The organism is Pseudomonas sp. GV085 (assembly GCF_003050925.1).
Taxonomy (GTDB): Bacteria; Pseudomonadota; Gammaproteobacteria; order Pseudomonadales; family Pseudomonadaceae; genus Aquipseudomonas.
In genome coordinates this window covers 796,203-817,426 of sequence record NZ_QAOV01000001.1, presented here as the reverse complement: position 1 = coordinate 817,426, position 21,224 = coordinate 796,203, and the positions used below count along the sequence as shown (strand labels likewise).

The 21,224-nt window shown below is 61.1% G+C and carries 18 protein-coding genes; 8 read left to right on the top strand and 10 right to left on the bottom strand.

Going from position 1 to position 21,224, the window contains the following annotated elements; translation table 11 throughout:
• Positions 1-24: 24 nt before the first annotated feature.
• Complete coding sequence (locus C8K63_RS03845) at positions 25-1,446, bottom strand: transglycosylase SLT domain-containing protein (RefSeq protein ID WP_108215457.1); 1,422 nt, start codon at positions 1,444-1,446, stop codon at positions 25-27.
• A gap of 237 nt (positions 1,447-1,683) precedes the next feature.
• On the opposite strand from C8K63_RS03845, the gene C8K63_RS03840 reads away from it, so the two are divergent.
• The 3 genes from C8K63_RS03840 to C8K63_RS03830 all read left to right on the top strand — a co-directional run bounded on the left by C8K63_RS03840 (position 1,684) and on the right by C8K63_RS03830 (position 4,616).
• Positions 1,684-2,493 (top strand): TatD family hydrolase, encoded by an 810-nt coding sequence (locus tag C8K63_RS03840; protein WP_108215456.1) that lies wholly within the window; start codon positions 1,684-1,686, stop codon positions 2,491-2,493.
• 146 nt (positions 2,494-2,639) lie between these two features.
• The gene (locus C8K63_RS03835; RefSeq protein ID WP_108215455.1) at positions 2,640-4,121 is read left to right on the top strand and encodes a methyl-accepting chemotaxis protein; all 1,482 of its coding nucleotides are present in this window, start codon (positions 2,640-2,642) and stop codon (positions 4,119-4,121) included.
• A gap of 129 nt (positions 4,122-4,250) precedes the next feature.
• The gene (locus tag C8K63_RS03830; protein WP_108215454.1) at positions 4,251-4,616 is read left to right on the top strand and encodes an Mpo1-like protein; all 366 of its coding nucleotides are present in this window, start codon (positions 4,251-4,253) and stop codon (positions 4,614-4,616) included.
• On the opposite strand, the gene C8K63_RS03825 is transcribed toward C8K63_RS03830, so the two are convergent.
• From C8K63_RS03825 to C8K63_RS03815, 3 genes are all read right to left on the bottom strand, one after another.
• Positions 4,617-5,414, bottom strand: coding sequence for an acyl-CoA thioesterase II (locus tag C8K63_RS03825; protein ID WP_108215453.1), 798 nt, complete (start codon positions 5,412-5,414; stop codon positions 4,617-4,619).
• Positions 5,415-5,660: 246 nt separating this feature from the next.
• A complete protein-coding gene (locus C8K63_RS03820) occupies positions 5,661-6,419 on the bottom strand; it encodes a CHAD domain-containing protein (protein ID WP_108215452.1) in 759 nt (252 codons plus the stop codon).
• 100 nt (positions 6,420-6,519) lie between these two features.
• Positions 6,520-6,798 carry a hypothetical protein gene (locus tag C8K63_RS03815; RefSeq protein ID WP_007991739.1) on the bottom strand — a complete coding sequence of 93 codons (279 nt, stop codon included), beginning with the start codon at positions 6,796-6,798 and terminating at the stop codon, positions 6,520-6,522.
• Between the two features lie 221 nt (positions 6,799-7,019).
• On the opposite strand from C8K63_RS03815, the gene C8K63_RS03810 reads away from it, so the two are divergent.
• Positions 7,020-8,057: a patatin-like phospholipase family protein gene (locus tag C8K63_RS03810; protein ID WP_108215451.1), complete on the top strand. Its 1,038-nt coding sequence runs from the start codon at positions 7,020-7,022 to the stop codon at positions 8,055-8,057.
• Positions 8,058-8,209: 152 nt separating this feature from the next.
• Here C8K63_RS03810 and C8K63_RS03805 read toward each other — a convergent pair whose 3' ends face one another.
• From C8K63_RS03805 to kdpF, 6 genes are all read right to left on the bottom strand, one after another.
• Positions 8,210-8,908 (bottom strand): response regulator, encoded by a 699-nt coding sequence (locus C8K63_RS03805; protein ID WP_108215450.1) that lies wholly within the window; start codon positions 8,906-8,908, stop codon positions 8,210-8,212.
• Between the two features lie 48 nt (positions 8,909-8,956).
• The gene (locus C8K63_RS03800) at positions 8,957-11,608 is read right to left on the bottom strand and encodes a sensor histidine kinase KdpD (RefSeq protein WP_108215449.1); all 2,652 of its coding nucleotides are present in this window, start codon (positions 11,606-11,608) and stop codon (positions 8,957-8,959) included.
• A 133-nt stretch (positions 11,609-11,741) separates the two neighbouring features.
• Complete coding sequence (kdpC, locus tag C8K63_RS03795) at positions 11,742-12,287, bottom strand: potassium-transporting ATPase subunit KdpC (protein ID WP_108215448.1); 546 nt, start codon at positions 12,285-12,287, stop codon at positions 11,742-11,744.
• 130 nt (positions 12,288-12,417) lie between these two features.
• Complete coding sequence (gene kdpB, locus C8K63_RS03790) at positions 12,418-14,475, bottom strand: potassium-transporting ATPase subunit KdpB (RefSeq protein WP_108215447.1); 2,058 nt, start codon at positions 14,473-14,475, stop codon at positions 12,418-12,420.
• Positions 14,476-14,485: 10 nt separating this feature from the next.
• The gene (gene kdpA, locus C8K63_RS03785; RefSeq protein ID WP_108215446.1) at positions 14,486-16,180 is read right to left on the bottom strand and encodes a potassium-transporting ATPase subunit KdpA; all 1,695 of its coding nucleotides are present in this window, start codon (positions 16,178-16,180) and stop codon (positions 14,486-14,488) included.
• A gap of 8 nt (positions 16,181-16,188) precedes the next feature.
• Positions 16,189-16,278 (bottom strand): K(+)-transporting ATPase subunit F, encoded by a 90-nt coding sequence (gene kdpF, locus C8K63_RS03780; RefSeq protein ID WP_007899818.1) that lies wholly within the window; start codon positions 16,276-16,278, stop codon positions 16,189-16,191.
• Between the two features lie 345 nt (positions 16,279-16,623).
• Between kdpF and rfbB the strand changes: the two genes are divergently transcribed.
• The 4 genes from rfbB to eat all read left to right on the top strand — a co-directional run bounded on the left by rfbB (position 16,624) and on the right by eat (position 21,118).
• Positions 16,624-17,706 carry a dTDP-glucose 4,6-dehydratase gene (gene rfbB / locus C8K63_RS03775; RefSeq protein WP_108215445.1) on the top strand — a complete coding sequence of 361 codons (1,083 nt, stop codon included), beginning with the start codon at positions 16,624-16,626 and terminating at the stop codon, positions 17,704-17,706.
• Positions 17,703-18,578 (top strand): glucose-1-phosphate thymidylyltransferase RfbA, encoded by an 876-nt coding sequence (gene rfbA / locus C8K63_RS03770; RefSeq protein WP_108215444.1) that lies wholly within the window; start codon positions 17,703-17,705, stop codon positions 18,576-18,578. Before rfbB ends, rfbA begins: the two co-directional genes overlap by 4 nt.
• 46 nt (positions 18,579-18,624) lie before the next feature.
• A complete protein-coding gene (gene rfbD / locus C8K63_RS03765) occupies positions 18,625-19,494 on the top strand; it encodes a dTDP-4-dehydrorhamnose reductase (protein ID WP_108215443.1) in 870 nt (289 codons plus the stop codon).
• A 259-nt stretch (positions 19,495-19,753) separates the two neighbouring features.
• Complete coding sequence (gene eat, locus C8K63_RS03760) at positions 19,754-21,118, top strand: ethanolamine permease (RefSeq protein WP_108215442.1); 1,365 nt, start codon at positions 19,754-19,756, stop codon at positions 21,116-21,118.
• The last annotated feature ends 106 nt before the right edge of the window (positions 21,119-21,224 follow it).

Here is a 21,224-nt window from a genome sequence, read left to right as displayed (position 1 = left end):
CACCATTACAATCAGATTAGTTGATCATTTGCGTGAAACAACCTTTTGCTCCTGGGGCTCCAACGACTCTCGCTCCCGGTCGAATGCCAAGTAATACTTGTTTACGCTATTAACATAGCTGACGGGCCCCATACCCACTTGCTCCATGGCAACGCGTTCGACCTGGAAGAACCACTGGTTGGGATTCAATCCTCGCCGCCGGGCTTCTGCGCGCATGCCCTGAACCCGCTCCGGCCCGATGTTGTAGGCTGCCAGCACGAAGGCCATGCGTTCGCGCTCGTTGAGTTTCGGGCTGGCAAAAAACTTGCGCCGGATCATCGCCAGGTACTTGGCCCCGGCCTGCACATTGCCGTCTACGTCCTGAATATTGTTGACCCCCACCCGCTGCGCCGCAGCAGGCGTGATCTGCATCAGCCCGGTCGGGCCACCGCCACTGCGTGCTGCGGGCTGCAACGCTGATTCCTTGAAAGCCAGCGCCGCCAGGTTCAGCCAGTCCATGCCCTGGGCATCGGCGTGTTTTTGCAGCACCGGGCGAAGCTTTTCCAGGCGCTGCCGGTCCGCCTTGGCCAGCGGATAGTGCACTTGATAGAGACGCCGATAGATCCGCAGGAACGCGGCGTCCTGGTCCGACGGTTTTTTGTAGGCGGTGAGGAAGCGATCGATGCTGGCCCGCAGCATCGAGGCATCACGGCGCACGAACCAGAACTCTTCCCCCGGATCGCTGATGAGTACCTGTTTGTCGAAACGCAGCCTGGGCAGGATCTTGCCCCAGCGTTCGGCAATCGGCTGCTCGACGATGGTCAGGTGGTAGATCCCGCCCTGCACCATCTCCAGTACGTCCTCGACGGCAAGGCTCGGATCGACCCACTCGATTTTGACCGGTGGCAGTTTGTGCAGGGCAAGCTTTTGATTGATCTGGCTGACAGCATCCCCGGCGGCGCTGCCGGCGGGTAACGCCAAGGTCTTGCCGGAAAGCTGTTCAAGCCGTGTGTAGCGGCGCTCGCCCTTGATGCCCACCAGGACCAGCGGAATGTTGCTGGCAATCGGCTCGCTGGTGCTGACGGCGAAACCCGCTTGCAGATCGAGCAACTCGCCTGGCGCCACCAGATCGCCCTCCCCGCGCTGCAATGCGCCGAGCAATTGATCCTTGGCCTTGGGAATGATCTTGAGGGTGATTTCCTGACCGTCACGGGCATGGCCGTTGAGGTATTGCTCGAACGCTCTCAGGCGGTGATATTCGACCCCGATCGCCTGCCCCTGGACTTCCCCGGAACTATTGCGGCTCTGGTTGACCAACACCCGCAGTACACGACTGCTGCGGATTTGCACAAGGTCCCGTACCTCGCTGGCCGGTACGGCTTGCAGTGGCCCGGGCAGACGCGCAACCGCCGACATCGGCAGTAGCAGCGAACAGCACAGCAGTAGCAAAACCGAGGGACGAATCATCCACTCTCCGGAAAGAATATGAGGCGCGCTTCAATGACGAATGGCATCAAGCGCAGCGACAAAAACAGAGCGCCCAGGGCGCAGGCAACGTGTGAAAGACTGGCACAATGATGGCAAAACTACCAACCCGGCCTGCCCCGCGGCTCAAGAGACAGCGTTAACCCGTTGTAGTTCTTGGCTTTTCTTATAAATCCACGGCTCTGATATGCTTTCCGGCCTTTGGGCCGAGGTAGCACCATGCAACTCATCGATATCGGCGTCAACCTGACCAACGCCAGTTTTGCCGACAAACACCAGGCCGTACTCGACCGTGCCTACGCGGCCGGCGTGTGCCAACTGGTGCTGACGGGCACCAGTGTCGAGGGCAGTGAACAGGCTCTTGAGCTGTGCCAACAACTGGACGAAAGCGCTCAACGCCTGTTCGCCACCGCCGGTATTCACCCTCACTGCGCCAGCGACTGGAACGCCGACAGCGCCCGACGGTTGCGCAGCTTGCTCAAGGAGCCGAATGTGGTGGCCGTGGGCGAATGCGGGCTGGATTTCAACCGTGATTTCTCGCCGCGTCCGCAGCAGGAGAAGGTCCTCGAAGAACACCTGGCCATGGCCGTCGAATTGCAGTTGCCGGTTTTCCTGCACGAACGCGATGCCAGCCAGCGTTTGCTGGAGATCCTGCGCGACTTCCGCGATCAACTGCCGGCTGCCGTGGTGCACTGTTTCACCGGAGAACAGAAGGCACTGTTCAGCTATCTCGACCTTGACCTGCACATCGGCATTACCGGCTGGATCTGCGACGAACGCCGGGGCACGCATTTGCATCCGCTGCTCAAGGAGATCAAGCGCGGGCGCCTGATGCTCGAAAGCGACGCACCGTATCTGCTGCCGCGCAGCCTGCGCCCCAAGCCGAAAAACGGGCGAAACGAGCCGGCGTACCTGACCGAAGTATTGCGTGAAGTGGCGCTGCATCGCGCAGAAAGCCAGGAAGATCTGGCGGCGCATACGACAGCCTGCGCGCGGGCGTTTTATGGGCTGCCCACTATCGACCTGTAAACATTACCCCTTGTAGGAGCGAGCAGGCTCGCTCCTACAAGGGGTAATGGTGCAGCCCGTTGATCTGCATCAAGAATCAGCCACCTGAGTAGCGGCACAATGATGGCACCCTACCAAAACTGTTTCCGCTATCAGAGAAAACCTCCATGGGTGCCTGGCTTAGCAATATTTCGCTGAAATACAAATTCTGGGCGGTCAACGCCGTCGCTTTCGTCACCACCCTGTTGCTGGTGCTATACGCGGTGCAGCTCGAACAGCAGGCCCGCAGTCATGCCAACCAGGCTTCGGCCCAGGCCCTGGCGCGACTGCTCGAAGCCTGGCCCGCAGGGCAGCCGCTGCCCAACGCCGCAAATCTGCTGACGTACAGTCGCGGGCAGGCGCCCACGCTCGATGGGCAACCCGTGCCGGAACTGGCCGATGCGAATGGCTGGGTCGAGATCAACGCGATGCCGCTGTTCGGTGACAACCCGCTGATGGGCGCCGAAGTCTTTACCCGCATTGGTGGCCAGCAGGTGGCCGTGATTGCCCACGGCCCAAGTCTCAGCCAGGTGTTCAGCGAACGTTTTGCCAACTACGCGTTGGCCGTGTTCATCCTGATGCTGGCAATGCTCGGCGCATCGCAGTTATTGATCCGCTTCCTGCTCAGCCAGCTCAACACCTTGAAAGACGTCATGTTGCACGTGGAGAAAACCGGCGACCTGTCGGCCCGCGTGCCGTTGGCTTGCAGTGACGAAGTCGGGCAGATGGCCAATGCTTTCAACGCCATGCAGGCCGGGTATCAACGAGTGGTCAATACTGTCGCCAGCACCGCCCGGCAACTGGATGATGGTGCCGCGCGGCTGGCGGCCAGCATGAATGGAGTGCGCCACGGCATGCTGGGCCAGCAAAGCGAAACCGATCAGGCCGCTGCGGCGATCAATGAAATGACGGCCACGGTCTATCACATTGCCCAACATGCAGGTGCCACCCGTGACCTTTCACAATCGGCCGATACCCTGGCCGGCAGCGGCCAGGAGGTCGTGACTCGGGTGCAGCGGTCGATTGCCGGACTGTCCACCGGCGTCCAGCAGACTGCCGAGATGATTCAGCGTCTGGCCAAAGACAGCCAGAAGATCAATAGCGTGGTCAACGTGATTCACAGCATCGCTGAGCAGACCAACCTGCTGGCACTGAACGCCGCCATCGAAGCGGCCCGGGCTGGCGAGATGGGGCGCGGGTTTGCAGTGGTTGCCGATGAAGTGCGCCACCTCGCCAAACGCGTGCAGGCCTCCACGGACGAAATCACGATCATGGTGTCGGCGTTACAGGCCGGCACACGGGACGCGGTGGATTTCATGCAAGAGAGTTCGTTCAAGGCCGACGATTGCGTGCAACAGGCGCAAGAGGCCGGGGCCGCTTTAGCCGAGATCACCGGCGCGGTGGCGCAGATGCGTGAAAGCAATACGCAGATCGCTGTGGCGGCCGAGCAGCAAAGTCAGGTGGCGGAAGAGATGAACCGGGCGGTGGTGAGCATCCGTGACGTGACCGAGAACACGGTGCAGCAGACGGTGACTTCGGCGACCACCAGCAATGAACTGGCGGCATTGGCCGGGGAACTGAGCAAGGCCATCGGTCAGCTCAAGCTTTGAGGCCGGAACCGGCAACATCAATCCAGACCATGCCACCTATCAAGCCAATAGCCAGCCTTGATTCGCCGCCAGCATTGACCGGGCCTATTCTTTATCACATGAGTTCAACATGGATCGAGGATCAGCATCATGGGCAAACGTCACCCCAACCTTCCCGCCTGGCAATGGCGAGCGTACCCGAACAATCATCAGCACCCGACCAATCTGGTGCTGCACCTGATCGCGGTGCCGTTGTTCATCGTGGCGTTTCTGCTGATTGTGTCCGGGGTGTTCAGCCTGACCCTTTCGAACATCGCCATCGGCGTGATCGGTGTGATTGCGGCGCTGGCCTTGCAACGCCACGGCCACAGCCTGGAGACCCAAGCCTCCGAGCCGTTCAGTGATCGCAAGGATGCGATATCGCGCTTGTTGGTCGAGCAGTTCCTGACGTTTCCGCGGTTCTTCCTCAGCGGTGGCTGGTGGCGCGCCTGGCGTGAGCGCCACCGCCGTCACTGATCAGGCGAACACTGTCACCGTCTGCCGGCTCATGGCGATCAATCGGCCATCTGCGCTCCACATTTTCGCGGCGGCATGTCCGTAGCCGTCGGCGGCGTGCTCGGTTTCGACGAGGTACTTGCACCAGTCCAGGGTGTTCAACTCCAGCAGCGGTTGCACGAATTCGATGGTCCAGGTCAGCGTGCTGCCCATCGCCGGCTTCTTCAAAAACGGCATCAGGGCCGGCGGCCAGGCGTCCACCAGCGCCAGGATGTGCGCCTCGCTGATGGCCTCTTCCTTTACGTCCCCGCGCAAACGCACCCAGCCGCCCATTTGCCGGGATGTGCTACCACTGAACGGCAGCCCGCCGACACTCCAGCGCATCGCCAGATGCCGCATGAATTCCGGGATGACGCCCTCGACAAAAGGCAGCTCCTGGCACTCGTCCCAGTGCTTCATTTCCGGTGCCGGCTCAGCGGCCACCACCACTTCCGAGGGGCGTGAGGCGCCAAAACTGCCCTGGATCAATGTCACCACCTGCCCCTTCTGCATCACCCGGCCCAACACCTGGCTGACGGCCTTGCCTTCGCGCAGCACGTCGACTTCAAAACTGACTGGAACCTCGGGTTCAACCGGGCCGACGAAGGTGATTGCCAGCGAGCGCACCGGACGATCCGCTGGCACCCGGGCACGCATGGCTTCGTACTGCAGGGCGGCCACCAGGCCACCGAAACTGGCGCGTCCCTGGGCCCAAGAGGCCGGGATAGACAGCTCCCGCGGATGGCTGCGGACAGCGTCGAGCAGTTCGGAAAAGCGCATGAAAACCTCAGGGATCGAAAAAAGATGAAGGGATCTTAACCAGCCGGAGAAGGCTATACAGCACCCATTCCGGCCAAATTGACTGACAGATGAGCCGTGCTCGGTTCTAACACAAAATCCATGCCCAACATTGAGCCCATGTGGGAGCGAGCCTGCTCGCGATAGCGGTGTAACAGTCACGATGTGCGCTGAATGTTAATCCGCTATCGCGAGCAGGCTCGCTCCCACAATGGATCTCCGGTGTTTTCAGGATTTGAAGCAATCGCGGCTCAGCTTTTCCAGCACAAGGTCCGCACGCTGTTCAGCCTCGGCCATGGTAGTTTTCCAGACCGCAACACAGGGATGCAAATCCGCTTCCTGTTCAGCCATGGCCAGCCATTGCACGCAATCGTGCCAATCGCCCAGTGCGCCCTGGGCCGATTTCAACCGGGGCATGGCCGCTTTCGGCAAACGGTTCAGCTCGGGGTAAGCATCGATGCCATAGCGCACGCGCTTGATCAGCAGGCGCAACCGATGACGGTCGTGGGCCGGATCGTGCAGTGCCTCGTCAAGTTTTTCCCACTGCTTGCCCAGGCGTTTTTCGATGCGCTTGCGCAAGCCCTTGAGCAATCCCTCGCGCTGGGCGGCACGCAGAAAACGCGGAAATGCATCGAGGACGATCAGCAATTGCGCAAGTTCAGGACTAGCCGCCACGGCCGGATAGGCCTCGGCCATTTGCGCCGTGCGTCGCCGCGCGGCTTGGGGTTGATGGTGCTGGAGCAGGTACGCCGCCAGCACTTCGCGATCACGTAAAGGCGTGGTCAGGCCGCCCACCCGGGAGGCGGCCGCTTCCAGTTGCTCGACACCGGGCTGCCCGCGCAAGGGGCGCAACAGGCTGCGTAACCGACGCGTGGTTGTGCGCAGATCGTGTAACGCTTCAGGGTCTGTACGGTCTTTCAAGCGGGCCTGACAGGCCAGCAGGCGAACTTCCAGGCCCAGAACACGAGCTACCAACCGGTCGATCATGGGGGTTTACTCCGTAAACAGCGCCAGGCTGCAAGCTACGAGCTGTAAACCCGATGAGTCTTGCAGTTCATAGCTTAGAGCCTGCAGCTGCTTTTTGCCTTCAACGCCCCGCGCGCGACTCACGAATATAGAAACGGGCTTTCTCGGCTTTGTGGGAGCAGCCTTCGAACCCCTCGAATTGCTGCTGGGTCTTGGCCGCGGTCAACAGCGACAAGGCTTTGGAGTAGCTGACGGTCCCGGCGAAACCTTCGGCCTTGGCCAGGTCCAGTTCATGCCATGCAGCATCCAGGTTACTGCCGCAACTGTCGCGATAAGCGGTTTTGCCGGCACAACCGGCGAGTGCCAGGGCAATCAATGGCACGCAGATCCAGGCTTTCATCACTCACTCCTCAAAGATAGGTCAACAGTCGTGCAGATAAGACGGTGCGGCACCTGAAAAGTGCCGTTGGTCCGCTGTGCAAACTATAGCGCTGACGAGAATAACCATGTGCCGCCATGGAGTGTCGAAAATACGACGCTCCTGCCCCATCGAACGACCATGGCGATTGAAGCATGACCCTCGTTGGGTGCATTGTTGAACCATTCGAACGAGGGCGATTCATGAAAAAGCGTGTCGCGCTGGTATTGGGCTCGGGTGGAGCGCGGGGTTATGCGCATATTGGGGTCATTGAAGAGATCGAACGGCGCGGCTATGACATTGCCTGTATCGCCGGTTGCTCCATGGGCGCGGTGGTGGGAGGGATCTACGCCGCCGGCAAACTCAATGATTACCGCGACTGGATCGAGAGCCTGGATTATCTCGACGTGTTGCGTCTGGTGGACGTCAGTTTTCGTCTGGGGGCGATCCGTGGCGAGAAAGTCTTCGGGCAGATCCGCAAGATCGTCGGCGAGATCAACATCGAAGATTTGCGTATTCCCTACACCGCGGTTGCCACCGACCTGACCAACCAGCAGGAAATCTGGTTCCAGGAAGGTTGCCTGCATCAGGCCATGCGCGCCTCGGCAGCGATTCCCAGCCTGTTTACCCCGGTGATGCAGGGCAACCGCATGTTGGTGGACGGCGGCATTCTCAACCCGCTGCCGATCGTGCCCGTCGTGTCGAGCCATTGCGATTTGATCATCGCGGTCAACCTCAACTCCACCAACCAGCGCCACTATCAATTGCCGGTCATCCAGCGTCCCGCCGCCTTCAAGACCCGCTTCGACAGCTTGATCAACTCCGTCGGCTCGAAGTTGCCGTTCCGGCGCAAACAGGCTGAACAATTGTTGGTTCTGGAACAGGAAGCCTTGAAGGCCGAAGGTGCAGACTTCAACCCGTGGATCGAATCCCCCGAGCCCCAAGCGCAGCAACCCGCAGCAACTCCGCAAACCAGTGGCGCGCCCCGCTCCGCCACCGGTTCGTTCATTATCGACAACGTCGGGCCGGCGTCCTTGCTGGATTTGATCAACCAGAGTTTCGAGGTGATGCAGACGTCGCTGGCGCAGTACAAGATTGCCGGGTATCCGCCGGACATCCTGATCAACGTGCCCAAACGCGTGTGTCGGTTTTTCGAGTTCTACAAGGCGCCGGAGCTGATCGCGCTGGGACGGGAGATTGCGCGGGATACGCTGGATCGGTATGAGAATGAGCAGAACTGAATGTCTGAAAGTTCTCGGGTGACTATCAGTGCCTCTTCGCGAGCAGGCTCGCTCCCACAGTAAATCTTCGGTGTTCACAAAATTTGTGTTTGACCAGGATCCCATGTGGGAGCGAGCCTGCTCGCGATGGGGCCGGATCATTCAGCACAAAACTAAAGGCTGCTCTCACTCAACAACCGATATCCCACCCCCGCTTCGGTCACGATGAACCGCGGCCGGGTCGGGTCATCCGCCAGTTTCTGGCGCAAGTGCCCGACCACGATGCGCAGGTAGTGAGTGTCTTCGGTGTGAGTCGGCCCCCAGATGTCCTTGAGCAATTGCTGCTGGGTGATCACCCGCCCGGGATGTCGCGCCAGTTGCGCCAGCACGGCGTATTCCTTGCGAGTCAGGGGGACTTCGACATCGTCGAGCAGCACCCGGCGATACGCCAGGTCGACCGTCAACGGACCAAAGGTCAGCGCCGCTTGTTGCACCTCGCCGACGGGCGCCTGGCGCAACAACGCACGAATCCGTGCCAGGAATTCCTGAATGCCGAACGGCTTGGTCACGTAGTCATTGGCACCGCCATCCAGGGCTTCGACCTTCTGCCCTTCACCGGCGCGCACCGAGAGCACCAGCACTGGCACCGTCGACCATTCGCGAAAATCGCGCAATACCTGTTGGCCGTCCATGTCCGGCAAGCCGAGATCGAGCACCAGCAAGTCCGGTTTGTTCAACGCCGCTTGTGCCAATCCTTCACTGCCGGTGCCGGCCTCCAGCACTTTATAGCCCTGGGAAACGAGGCTGATGCGCAGGAATTTGCGGATCTGCGGTTCGTCGTCGATGACCAAAATGGTCGCGGTCTGGCTCATGAATTCACATCAACACAAAGAAGTGGCAAGAGAGTAGCGCAAGCACGATCAGGCTTCACTCTCGTATCCCGGCTGAGCCTGTAGCGGCAGGTGCAACGTGATGCAGGTGCCGCGCCCCTCGATACCGTCGGCAACGCTGATGCGTCCGCCATGGGCACCGACCATGCCCTGACAAATCGCCAACCCCAGCCCGGTACCCTGCCCACCACGATCACCCCGCGCCGCGGTGTAGAACATGTCGAAAATCTTCGCCCGCTCCGCCTCCGGAATCCCCGGTCCCTCATCGCAGACCGAGAAAAACAGCTCACGGTCATCGGCCCCGGCGCGCAATTGCAAACGTCCGTGGTGCGGCGAAAACCGCGCGGCGTTTTCCACCACGTTGACCAGTGCCTGTTCGATCAGCGCGGCATGGACGAACAGCAGCGGCAATTGCGCCGGTACTTCGGTGCTGACCTGCAGCGACGCGAGTACCGCGCGCAAGCGATTGAGCGCACTGCCGATGATATCGGCCGGCGACACCCAGTCCCGTGCCAGCTTCAGCGCGCCGTGGCCGAGCCGGGTCATGTCGAGCAGGTTTTGAATGTAGCGGTCGAGGCGTTCGGCTTCATCGCGGGTGCCTTCGAGCAACTCACGTCGATCCTCCAGCGGGATCGCCTCACCCAGGGCCAGCAGGCTGTCGATACTGCCGCGCATGGACGTCAGCGGAGTGCGCAAATCGTGGGACACCGAAGCCAGCAAGGCGCTGCGCAATTGCTCGGTTTCGCCGTGCAGCCGCGCCGCTTCCAGATCATCAGCCAGTTGCGCCCGGGCCAGCGCCTGGGCCAGCGGCTGGCTCAGCGCGGTCAACAAGCGCCGGCGCTGGCCACTCAGGGTCTGGCCTTCCCTGGCACATACGCCGAGCAACGCCAGCGGGCCGTCCTCCACCGATAACGGCCACCACCACCAGCGGCCGAACGGCAAGGTGCCGGTGCCCGCACCCGCCGGTTGGTCGTGCTGCCAGGCCCAATCGGCGGCGGCGCGTTCGGCTTCGGAGAACTCCAGCGGGCCACCGGTTTCGACTTTCCAGCCACTCTGCCCGTCGCGATTGAGCAGGCACAGTTGCACATCGCTCCATCCGTTGAGGTGTTGGGCAGCCGCGCTGACCACGGCCTGGCGGTCGGTGGCGGCGGTAAGTTTGCGCGACAGGTCAAGCAATTCGGTGGTTTCTTCCTGGGTATCGCGCAGTGCCTGCAATTGCCTGCGCTGGCGCGCCGCGAGGTTACCGGTGAGGGCCGCCATCAGCAGGAAGAACAACAAGGTCAGCACGTCTTCTTCGCGCTGGATACTGAAAGAGAAATTAGGCGGAATGAACAGGAAGTCATAGGTCAGAAACGACAGCGCCGCACAGGCCAGCGCCGGCCCGAGACTGCTGCGCACCGCCACCAGCAAAACGGCGGCGAGGAACACCAGCGAGATGTTCGGCAATGGCAGAACACTCGCCACGGCCCACGCCAGGGCGCTGGCCAGTACCGTGGCGACCACAGCCAATGCGTAGTCGAACCAGACCAGTGAATGCATCGACCGCTGATGGGGTTGATGCGGTTGGTGATCGCTGTCGAGTACGTTTATTTCCAGTCCGCGCGCATTGCGCAGCAGCCGCGCCGCCAGCCCGCCCCCGAACAGACGCCGGCGCAATCTCGGCCGGGACTGACCGACCAACAACAGGCTGGCACGGCGTTCGGCGGCATGCTGGATCAGGGTCTTCGCCACTTCACCGGCGCGCAGCAACACCACTTCGCCGCCCAGCCGTTCGGCCAGTTGCTGGGCGCTTTGCAGGCGCAGGCGCGACTGTTCGTCACGCACGCGGCCGTTGTCCACGTGCACCAGGCTCCAGGGCAGGTGCCGCCGCTGGGCCACGCGGCTGGCATGCCGTACCAGGCGCTCGGCCTGGGCATCGCCGTCGACCCCTACCAGCAAACGCCCGCGTACGGCTGGCGCCGCTTGCCCCAACTGACGGTACCCTTGGGCCAGATCGTTATCGACCTGAGCCGCCGCGGTTTGCATTGCCAGTTCGCGCAGGGCCGTGAGGTTGGTCTGGGAAAAGAACGCGTCGATGGCCGCCCGCGCCTGCTCCGGTACATAGACCTTGCCGTCGCGCAGGCGCTCCAGCAGCTCCCGTGGCGGCAAGTCGATCAGCAGCAGTTCGTAGGCTTCGTGCAACACCCAGTCCGGCAGGGTTTCGCGGACCTGCACGCCGGTGATGCCGCGCACTTGGTCGTTGAGACTTTCAAGATGCTGGACGTTGACCGTGGTGTACACGTCAATGCCGGCGGCGAGCAGTTCCTGAATGTCCTGCCAGCGTTTTTCGTGACGACTGCCGGGTGCATTGGTGTGTGCCAGTTCGTCGACCAGCACCAGTTTCGGTTTGGCTTTGATCAGACCGTCGAGGTCCATTTCTTCAAGCAACACGCCACGGTATTGCGAACGCACCAACGGCTGCTGTGGCAAGCCGCCGAGCAGGGCTTCGGTTTCGGCCCGGCCGTGGGTTTCGACGACGCCGGCAATGACTTTCACCCCTTGGCGTAACTGGGTGTGGGCCGCTTGCAACATGGCGTAGGTTTTGCCGACACCCGGCGCGGCACCGAGAAACACTTTGAGCCGGCCACGGCCATCGCGGGGCAGGTCTGCTAACAGCGCGTCGGCGCGGCCGGAGTTGCTCATGTATGAAGCTCTCTTTTTTTCTGGAATTGATATAGCGACTGTTCTGACGCCTTCGCGAGCAGGCTCGCTCCCACAAGTTGGAATGCGTACTCCTGTGGGAGCGAGCCTGCTCGCGAATGGCTGCGCCGCCGATCTACAGGTTTTCCAACGCCAGATTCAACTCAAGCACATTCACCACCGGTGGGCCTACCAATGGCTGTTCGATGTGGGCGTCCAGCAGTTGTTGCAGTGTCGCTACCGGCAGGTTGCGCGCAGCCGCGACACGCGCCAGTTGATAGGCAATCGCTGCCGGTGGCAAGTGCGGATCGAGTCCGCTGCCGGACGTAGTGACCAGCGCCAATGGCACCGGCCCCTGGCCTGGCACCAGCAGCTTGCTGGCATCGTCGATCACACGGGTCGCCAAGGCCGGGTTGCTCGGCGACAGGTTGCTGGCGCTGCTCGACACGGTGGCAAAGACTCCGGCCGAAGGACGCGGGTGGAACCAGGCGTCGCCAACGAAATCCTGGGCGATCAGCGAGGAACCGCGGACCTTGCCCTCGGCATCACGCACCAGGCTGCCGTTGGCCTGATCCGGGAACGCGATCTGGGCCACGCCGGTGACCACCAGTGGATAAGCAACCCCGGTGATCAGCGTCATCAGGAAGAGCAGGCTCAGGGCCGGGCGTATCAATGTGGACATTTCAAAATCCTCGAATTGTAGGAGCAAGCTTGCTCGCGAAGAACCGGAGGGCGCTACGCTCATGCAGACAGAACGCGTTATCGTTAACTTCCATCGCGAGCAAGCTCGCTCCTACAGTGGGTGGGTGTGCTTAAACCAGATGCAACGCCGTCAACAGCATGTCGATGGCCTTGATGCCCAAGAACGGCACCAGAATCCCGCCCAGGCCGTAGATCAGCAGATTGCGCCGCAGCAACGCCGCAGCACTCGCCGCGTGAACCCGCACGCCGCGTAGCGCCAGAGGAATCAGCACCACAATGATCAGGGCGTTGAACACGATCGCCGAGAGAATCGCGCTCTGCGGACTGCTCAGGTGCATCACGTTGAGCACGCCCAGTTGCGGGTAGATCGCGGCGAACAGCGCCGGCAGGATCGCGAAGTACTTGGCCACGTCGTTGGCGATGGAAAAGGTCGTCAGCGCACCGCGGGTGACCAGCAATTCCTTGCCGATCTGCACCACGTCCAGCAGCTTGGTCGGGTCGCTGTCGAGGTCGACCATGTTGGCCGCTTCTCGGGCTGCCTGCGTGCCGTCGTTCATCGCCATGCCGACATCTGCCTGGGCCAGTGCCGGGGCGTCGTTGGCGCCGTCGCCGCACATGGCGACCAGGCGACCGTCGTTTTGTTCGTGACGAATGCGCGCCAGTTTTTTCTCCGGCGTGGCTTCGGCCAGCACATCGTCCACCCCTGCTTCAGCGGCGATGGCAGCGGCGGTCAACGGGTTGTCACCGGTGACCATGACGGTGCGGATCCCCAACTTGCGCAGCTCGGCGAAACGCTCGCGGATGCCGGGCTTGACCACGTCCTTGAGGTGGATCGCGCCGAGCAACTTGCCGTTGGCACACACCAGCAATGGGGTGCCGCCGCTTTGAGCGATCTTGTCGACTTCACGGGACAACGGTGCAGCCAGATCAGCCCGCTTGAGGCCGACAAAGGCCAACAACGAATCCACCGCGCCTTTGCGGTACACACGGCCCTGATAGTCGACACCGGACAGGCGGGTTTCGGCACTGAATGGCACGGCGGTCAGCACGTCAGCGGCCGGCTCCGGTTGCGGATGAGTTCCACGCAGGTACTCGACGATCGACTTGCCTTCGGCGGTGTCGTCGGCCAGCGAAGCCAGCAATGCGCCTTCGGCCAGTTCCCTGGCTGTCACACCTGGCGCGGCATACACCGCCGAGCAACGACGGTTACCGAAGGTGATGGTGCCGGTCTTGTCCAGCAGCAGGACGTGCACATCCCCCGCCGCTTCCACCGCGCGACCGGACTTGGCGATCACGTTCAGACGTACCAGGCGATCCATCCCGGCGATACCGATGGCCGACAGCAAACCGCCGATGGTGGTCGGAATCAACGTGACCAACAGCGCCACCAGGAACACCAGCGGCAGGCTGCCATTGGCGAAGTGGGCGAACGGTTGCAGGGTCACGACTACCAGCAGGAAGATCAGGGTCAGGCCGATCAGCAGGATGTCGAGCGCCACTTCGTTCGGGGTTTTCTGCCGTTTGGCGCCTTCTACCAGGGCAATCATGCGGTCCAGGGTCGACTCACCGGGGTTGGCGGTGATCTTCACCAACAGCCAGTCAGACACCAGTCGCGTGTTGCCGGTGACGGCCGAGCGATCGCCACCGGACTCACGAATCACCGGCGCCGATTCGCCGGTAATCGCCGCTTCGTTGACCGCCGCGATGCCTTCGATCACCTCGCCGTCACCGGGGATCATCTCCCCTGCTTCGACGCGCACCACATCGCCTTTGCGCAAGCCGGCGGCGGGCACCACCTGAAAGCTGCCGTTGCCGGTCTTGCGCCGGGCGCTGAGGCCTTCGCTACCGGCCTTGAGGCTGTCTGCGCGGGCCTTGCCGCGGCCTTCGGCCAGGGCTTCGGCGAAGTTGGCGAACAGCACGGTGAACCACAGCCACACAGCGATTTGCGCAGCGACGAAGGTCGGCACGGCCGTGTCGGGCACGAAGCACAGGACGGTCGTCAGGATCGCGGTCAGTTCGACCACCAGCATCACCGGCGCACGTTGCAATTGCCGTGGGTCGAGCTTGACGAAGGCTTGCACCAGCGCCGGGCGCCATAGGGCCGAGATTGCGGTTTTCGGTTGCTCCGCTGCCTTGACGGCGGCAGGCTTGATTGCAGGCATATTCATGATGGTTTCCTTAGAATCCCATGCTCAGATGTTCAGCGATTGGTCCCAATGCCAAAGTCGGCAGGAAGGTCAAACCACCCACCAGCAAAATGGTCACGGTCAGCAGGGTCACGAACAGTGGACCGTGGGTCGGGAAGCTGTTTTGTCCGATCGGCGCGGTTTTCTTCATCGCCAGGCTGCCGGCCAGGGCCAGCACCGGGAGGATGTAGCCGAAGCGACCGATCAACATGCCCAGGCCCAGCATCAGGTTGTGGAACGGGGTGTTGGCGCCGAAGCCAGCGAGGGCGGAACCGTTGTTGGCACTGGCCGAGGTATAGGCATAGAGCAACTGACTGAATCCGTGAGGCCCTGGGTTGCTCACGGCGGCCACCGGGCCCGGCAGACTGGCGGCGATCGCGCCGAGCACCAGTACACCGATCGGCATGACCATCAGGGTCACCACCAGCAATTGCACTTCCCTGGCCTGCAGTTTCTTGCCGAGGTATTCCGGGGTGCGGCCGATCATCAGGCCGGCGAGGAACACCGCGATCAGCACGTTGAGCAACATGCCGTAGAGCCCGGCGCCAACGCCGCCGAAGATCACTTCGCCGACCATCATGTTGACCAGCGCCACCATGCCGCTCAGCGGGTTGAGGCTGTCGTGCATGCCGTTCACAGAACCGTTGGACGCGGCCGTGGTGGTTACCGACCACAACACCGTGGCAGTGGTGCCCAAACGTGCTTCCTTGCCTTCCAGCGGCGCGGTCTGTTCGACAGCGACGTTGTTCAACGCCGGGTTCGGCTGGTATTCAGCCCACAGCGAGGTCGCACCGCCGATCAGGAACAGCGCCAGCATGCAGGCGATGATCGCGCGGCTCTGGCGCAGGTCCTTCACGTAATGGCCAAAGGTGAAGACCAGCGCGACAGGGATCAGAATGATCGAGGCCATCTCGAACAGGTTGCTCCACGCGGTCGGATTCTCGAACGGATGCGCCGAGTTCACACCGAAGAAACCGCCACCGTTGGTGCCCAATTGCTTGATCGCAATCTGACTGGCCGCCGGGCCAAGGGGAATGACCTGGTCGCCGCCTTGCACTGTCACCGCATTCACATACTGCGCGAAGGTTTGCGGCACGCCCTGCCAGACCAGATACAGCGCCAGCAGCAGGCACAGCGGCAGCAGGCCATAGAGGGTGGCGCGGGTCATATCGACCCAGAAATTGCCAAGCGATGCAGTGGATTTGCGACCGATGCCGCGGCACAGCGCAACCAGGACGGCCAGACCGGTGGCGGCGCTGACGAAGTTCTGCACGGTGAGGCCGACCATCTGGCTCAAGTAGCTCAGGGACGCTTCGCCGCTGTAGGCCTGCCAGTTGGTGTTGGTCATGAAGCTGACGGCGGTGTTGAACGCCAGCGTCCACTCCTGGCCCGGCAGATTTTGCGGGTTCAGCGGCAAGTGGCCCTGGAGCAACAGGATCGCGAACAGCAACAGGAAACCCGCGAAGTTGAAGGCAATCAAGGCCAGGGCGTATTTCTGCCAGCTCTGTTCGGCTTGCGGATCGACGCCGGCCAAACGATAACAACCGCGTTCGACCGGACCGAGAATTGGCGTCAGCCAGGTGCGCTGCCCCTCCATCACCTTGTAGTAGAAGCGCCCGAGAAATGGCGCCGGGACCAATACCAGGGCGAAAAACCCGAGGATCAGCCAATAGTCATAACTGTGCATAGCCGCTCCTAGTTCCGGTCCGCGCGCAGCAGCGCAACCAACAGATAAATGAACAGCCCCACTGCCAGCAGCAGCGACACCCCGTCCAGAACGCTCATGGAAGTTCTCCGTGTTACGGCGTATTGCCGCGTGTGGAGTCATTGTCGGAAAGGAGGCTGTAAAGGAACGAGATCGAAGGTGCGGGAGAGGCATAAAGAAAGCGTAAATAGTGGATTAGCGCGGGGGGTTACAGGGTGCGGGAAGGTGCTCCGGTACGGAGAAAACCGGACCTGTTGTAATTAGTGCTCCAAATTGCGCGCGAGAGTAGTGAGTGATGGCTGCAAGTCATGGATAATCCAGCCTGATTGGCGCGACGCAACCCTATGGGGTCAAGAACTCTTGCACCTCCCCGCTCGCGCCTGCAAGCTACCGCCATTCGCATTACTGAAAAAGGCTGGCCCAACGTGCGTATCCTTATTACCGGCGGAGCCGGTTTCATAGGCTCGGCCCTTGTCCGCGAGCTGATTCGACACACTGAGCATGAAGTGCTCAACCTGGACAAACTGACCTATGCTGGCAATCTCGAATCGCTGACCAGCATTGCCAACGACACTCGCTACGAGTTCGTTCAGGCCGATATCGTTGATCAGGCGACCGTCAGTGCAGTGCTGGCGCGTTTCCAGCCTCACGCGATCATGCACCTGGCAGCAGAGTCCCACGTCGATCGTTCCATCGACGGGCCATCGGAATTCATCCAGACCAATATCGTCGGCACCTACAGCCTGCTCGAAGCCGCCCGCGCCTATTGGCAAGCCCTGCCAGAGCCAGAGAAAAGCGCCTTTCGCTTTCATCACATTTCCACTGACGAGGTTTACGGCGACCTGCACGGTGTCGACGATCTGTTTACGGAAACGACGCCCTACGCGCCGAGCTCGCCCTACTCCGCCAGCAAGGCAGCGTCCGACCACCTGGTCCGCGCCTGGCAGCGAACCTATGGCTTGCCGGTGTTGCTGACCAATTGCTCGAACAATTACGGGCCGTTCCACTTCCCCGAGAAACTGATTCCGCTGGTCATTCTCAATGCCTTGGCGGGCAAGCCGCTGCCGGTGTATGGCAATGGCCTGCAAGTGCGCGACTGGCTGTTCGTCGAAGATCACGCCCGGGCACTGCTCAAAGTGGTGACCACCGGTACCGTCGGCGAGACCTACAACATAGGCGGGCACAATGAGCAAAAGAACATCGACGTGGTGCGGGGCATCTGTGCCCTGCTTGAAGAACTGGCACCGCACAAGCCCGATGGCGTCGCGCACTACGCCGACCTGATCACGTTCGTCCAGGATCGTCCTGGTCATGACTTACGTTATGCCATCGATGCCAGCAAGATTGAACGCGAGCTGGGCTGGACGCCCGAAGAGACCTTCGAAACCGGCCTGCGCAAAACCGTTCAGTGGTACCTGGACAATTTGCAATGGTGTCGACGTGTTCAAGACGGCAGCTATCAGGGTGAACGCCTTGGCGCCATCAATCCCAAGGAGCTGCTCGCATGATGAAAGGTATCGTTTTGGCGGGTGGCTCGGGCACGCGCCTGCACCCGATCACGCTCGGCGTATCGAAACAGCTGTTGCCGGTCTACGACAAGCCAATGATCTACTATCCGGTGTCGGTGCTGATGCTGGCCGGCATCAAGGATATTCTGCTGATCTCCACCCCGCAGGATCTGCCGCAGTATCGCAATCTGCTGGGGGATGGCAGTCAGTTCGGGGTGAACTTCAGCTTTGCCGAGCAACCATCACCGGATGGTCTGGCCCAGGCTTTTCTGATTGGCGAAGAGTTCATTGGCGATGACCCTGTGTGTCTGATCCTGGGTGACAACATCTTCCATGGTCAGCACTTTGGCGAGCAATTGCAGAACGCGGCAAAACGCTCCTCCGGCGCCACCGTATTCGGTTACTGGGTCAAAGACCCCGAGCGCTTCGGTGTCATCGATTTCGATAGCGACGGCCGTGCGCTTTCGATCGAAGAAAAACCGAAAAAACCGAAATCCAGTTATGCCGTGACCGGCCTGTATTTCTACGACAACGATGTGATCGAGATCGCCAAGTCGGTGAAACCTTCGCCTCGCGGCGAGCTGGAAATCACCGACGTCAACAACGTCTATCTGCAACGTGGCGATCTGCAGGTCGAGCGTTTTGGTCGAGGTTTCGCCTGGCTCGACACCGGCACCCACGATAGCCTGCTCGAAGCCTCTCAATACGTACAAACCATCGAACACCGCCAAGGCCTGAAAGTCGCCTGTCTCGAAGAGATAGCCTATGAAAACGACTGGATCACCCGCGAACAGTTGCTGGAGCGCGCCCGATACTTCGGCAAAACCGGATATGGCCAGTACCTGGCCAAACTGGCAGGGGAAGAGCAATGAACCTGTGCGAGCCCGATTTGCCCGGTAACGAGACGGGACTGCGCCCGTGAAAATACTCATCAATGGCCGGCACGGTCAGGTTTCACATGAGTTGCAACGGCGCCTGGGGGCTGTTGGCGAACTGATCGTATTGGGTCGCGATCAGCTCGATCTCGCGCAACCCGATCAGATTCGCCGTCAGGTGCAAAATCTCCGGCCCGACCTGATCATCAACGCTGCGGCCCATACAGCGGTCGATCTGGCAGAAAGTGAACCGCTATCAGCCTTTGCCATTAACGCGACCGCTCCCGGCATCCTCGCCGAAGAAGCGCTGGCTCTCGACATCCCGCTGATACATTACTCCACGGACTATGTATTCGACGGGACGAAAGCCGGACCTTACAACGAGGACGACACGCCCAATCCGCTCGGGGTGTACGGCAAGAGTAAACTGGCCGGAGAGCAGGCCATCAGGGACGTGCAAGGTAAACACCTGATCCTGCGTACCAGTTGGGTCTATTCAACTCATGGCCGTAACTTCCTGCTGACAATGCAACGTTTGCTGCAAGAAAAACCGGAGTTACGTGTCGTCGCCGATCAAATCGGAGCACCTACATGGGCCGGCACAATCGCCAACAGCACCCTTTCCCTGATTGAACACTGGCAGGCGAACGACGTTGCCAACTGGGGTACCTATCACCTGACCGCTCAAGGTGAGACCTCCTGGTTTGGATTCGCCCAGGCAATCGGCGAAGCACTGCGACAACAGGGCAAGCCCTGCGCCGACCTGCTGCCGATCCCGTCCAGCGACTACCCGACACCCGCAGCCCGACCGCTCAACTCGCGCCTGGATTGCAGTCGCTTGCAGCGCGATTGGGGTGTCAGTCAACCTGACTGGCAAACGGCGTTGCGCGAGTGCCTCACTCTGCAAGCCTGAGCATCAACCGCTGCCCGCACCTGCATCGATATACGAAGTTTGCGCGTTGCAGCGGTGTCGGGTAGCGGGCATGCGGGCTTGCTCGCGAAAGCGGCATTTAAACCCGCAGCGCCCCTGACTGACGCACAAAATTCGCGCATCCTGCGGCGAACATCCCCGATACGACGCCTTTCATCCCTTTACGACGCACCATCGTGAAATGGCACGCCCACTGCACCGGCCTCCCCCGAGCTTTCCAAACCACTCAGGGAGCAAACGCATGAACACACAACTCAAACCCACGCTGGGCACCTTGCATCTGTGGGGCATTGCGGTCGGGCTGGTGATTTCCGGAGAATATTTCGGCTGGAGCTATGGCTGGGGCGTGGCCGGGACTTTAGGCTTTCTGCTGACCTCGTTCATGGTCGCCACCATGTACACCTGCTTCATCTTCAGTTTCACCGAACTGACCACCGCCATTCCTCACGCCGGCGGTCCCTTTGCCTACAGCCGTCGCGCCTTTGGCGAAAAAGGCGGGTTGATCGCCGGGCTGGCGACACTGATCGAATTCGTCTTCGCCCCGCCGGCGATTGCCCTGGCCATCGGTGCCTACCTCAACGTGCAGTTTCCAGCCCTGGACCCGAAACACGCGGCAGTCGGTGCCTACATCGTGTTCATGGGCCTCAACATCCTCGGGGTGAAACTGGCAGCGACCTTCGAACTGGTGGTCTGCGTGTTGGCGGTCGCCGAATTACTGGTTTTCATGGGCGTAGTCGCCCCGGCGTTCAGCTTCAGCAACTTCGCCCTCAATGGCTGGGCCGGTTCCGACGTGTTCGGTGCTCCGGCGATTTCCGGGATGTTCGCGGCGATTCCCTTTGCCATCTGGTTCTTCCTCGCCATCGAAGGCGCAGCCATGGCCGCCGAAGAAGCCAAGGACCCGAAACGCACGATTCCCAAGGCTTACATCAGCGGCATTTTGACCCTGGTGCTGCTGGCGATGGGGGTGATGTTCTTCGCCGGTGGCGTCGGCGACTGGCGCACCCTGTCGAACATCAACGATCCGCTGCCGCAGGCAATGAAAACCGTGGTCGGCGAAAGCTCGGGCTGGCTGCACATGCTGGTGTGGATCGGCCTGTTCGGCCTGGTAGCGAGTTTTCACGGGATCATCCTTGGCTACTCGCGGCAGTTCTTCGCCCTCGCCCGGGCCGGTTACCTGCCGGCATCCCTGGCCAGATTGTCGCGCTTTCAAACACCGCACCGGGCGATCATCGCTGGCGGTGTCATCGGCATTGCCGCCATCTACAGCGATGGCTTGATCAACCTCGGCGGCATGACGCTGACCGCCGCAATGATCACCATGGCCGTGTTCGGCGCCATCGTGATGTACATCATGAGCATGCTCAGCCTGTTCAAACTGCGTAAAACCGAGCCGAACCTGGAACGCACCTTCCGCGCCCCGTGCTACCCGCTGGTGCCATTCATTGCATTGATGCTGGCGGTGGTGTGTCTGGTGGCGATGGCCTGGTTCAACACGTTGATCGGTCTGATCTTTCTGGGCTTCATGGTGGCAGGTTTCGTGTACTTCACGCTCACCGCGCAATTGCGCGCCGACGCACCGGCGGATGCGATGTTGACCGGACATTGAAAGCGTTTGAGTGAACCTTGAACAACGGGCATAGAATGAGGTGATAGCGATGGAACTGCGATGAAACCCCATCACTCAAAATGGTATGCATGATCGGTTGGCGAAC

Coding starts and splice junctions, on each gene's coding strand:
- kdpB (WP_108215447.1), bottom strand. CDS start 14,475: ATGAATATGCCTGCAATCAAGCCTGCCGCCGTCAAGGCAGCGGAGCAA.
- C8K63_RS03805 (WP_108215450.1), bottom strand. CDS start 8,908: ATGAGCCAGACCGCGACCATTTTGGTCATCGACGACGAACCGCAGATC.
- C8K63_RS03800 (WP_108215449.1), bottom strand. CDS start 11,608: ATGAGCAACTCCGGCCGCGCCGACGCGCTGTTAGCAGACCTGCCCCGC.
- eat (WP_108215442.1), top strand. CDS start 19,754: ATGAACACACAACTCAAACCCACGCTGGGCACCTTGCATCTGTGGGGC.
- C8K63_RS03820 (WP_108215452.1), bottom strand. CDS start 6,419: ATGATCGACCGGTTGGTAGCTCGTGTTCTGGGCCTGGAAGTTCGCCTG.
- C8K63_RS03810 (WP_108215451.1), top strand. CDS start 7,020: ATGAAAAAGCGTGTCGCGCTGGTATTGGGCTCGGGTGGAGCGCGGGGT.
- C8K63_RS03815 (WP_007991739.1), bottom strand. CDS start 6,798: ATGAAAGCCTGGATCTGCGTGCCATTGATTGCCCTGGCACTCGCCGGT.
- C8K63_RS03845 (WP_108215457.1), bottom strand. CDS start 1,446: ATGATTCGTCCCTCGGTTTTGCTACTGCTGTGCTGTTCGCTGCTACTG.
- C8K63_RS03835 (WP_108215455.1), top strand. CDS start 2,640: ATGGGTGCCTGGCTTAGCAATATTTCGCTGAAATACAAATTCTGGGCG.
- C8K63_RS03840 (WP_108215456.1), top strand. CDS start 1,684: ATGCAACTCATCGATATCGGCGTCAACCTGACCAACGCCAGTTTTGCC.
- kdpF (WP_007899818.1), bottom strand. CDS start 16,278: ATGAGCGTTCTGGACGGGGTGTCGCTGCTGCTGGCAGTGGGGCTGTTC.
- C8K63_RS03825 (WP_108215453.1), bottom strand. CDS start 5,414: ATGCGCTTTTCCGAACTGCTCGACGCTGTCCGCAGCCATCCGCGGGAG.
- rfbA (WP_108215444.1), top strand. CDS start 17,703: ATGATGAAAGGTATCGTTTTGGCGGGTGGCTCGGGCACGCGCCTGCAC.
- C8K63_RS03830 (WP_108215454.1), top strand. CDS start 4,251: ATGGGCAAACGTCACCCCAACCTTCCCGCCTGGCAATGGCGAGCGTAC.
- kdpA (WP_108215446.1), bottom strand. CDS start 16,180: ATGCACAGTTATGACTATTGGCTGATCCTCGGGTTTTTCGCCCTGGTA.
- kdpC (WP_108215448.1), bottom strand. CDS start 12,287: ATGTCCACATTGATACGCCCGGCCCTGAGCCTGCTCTTCCTGATGACG.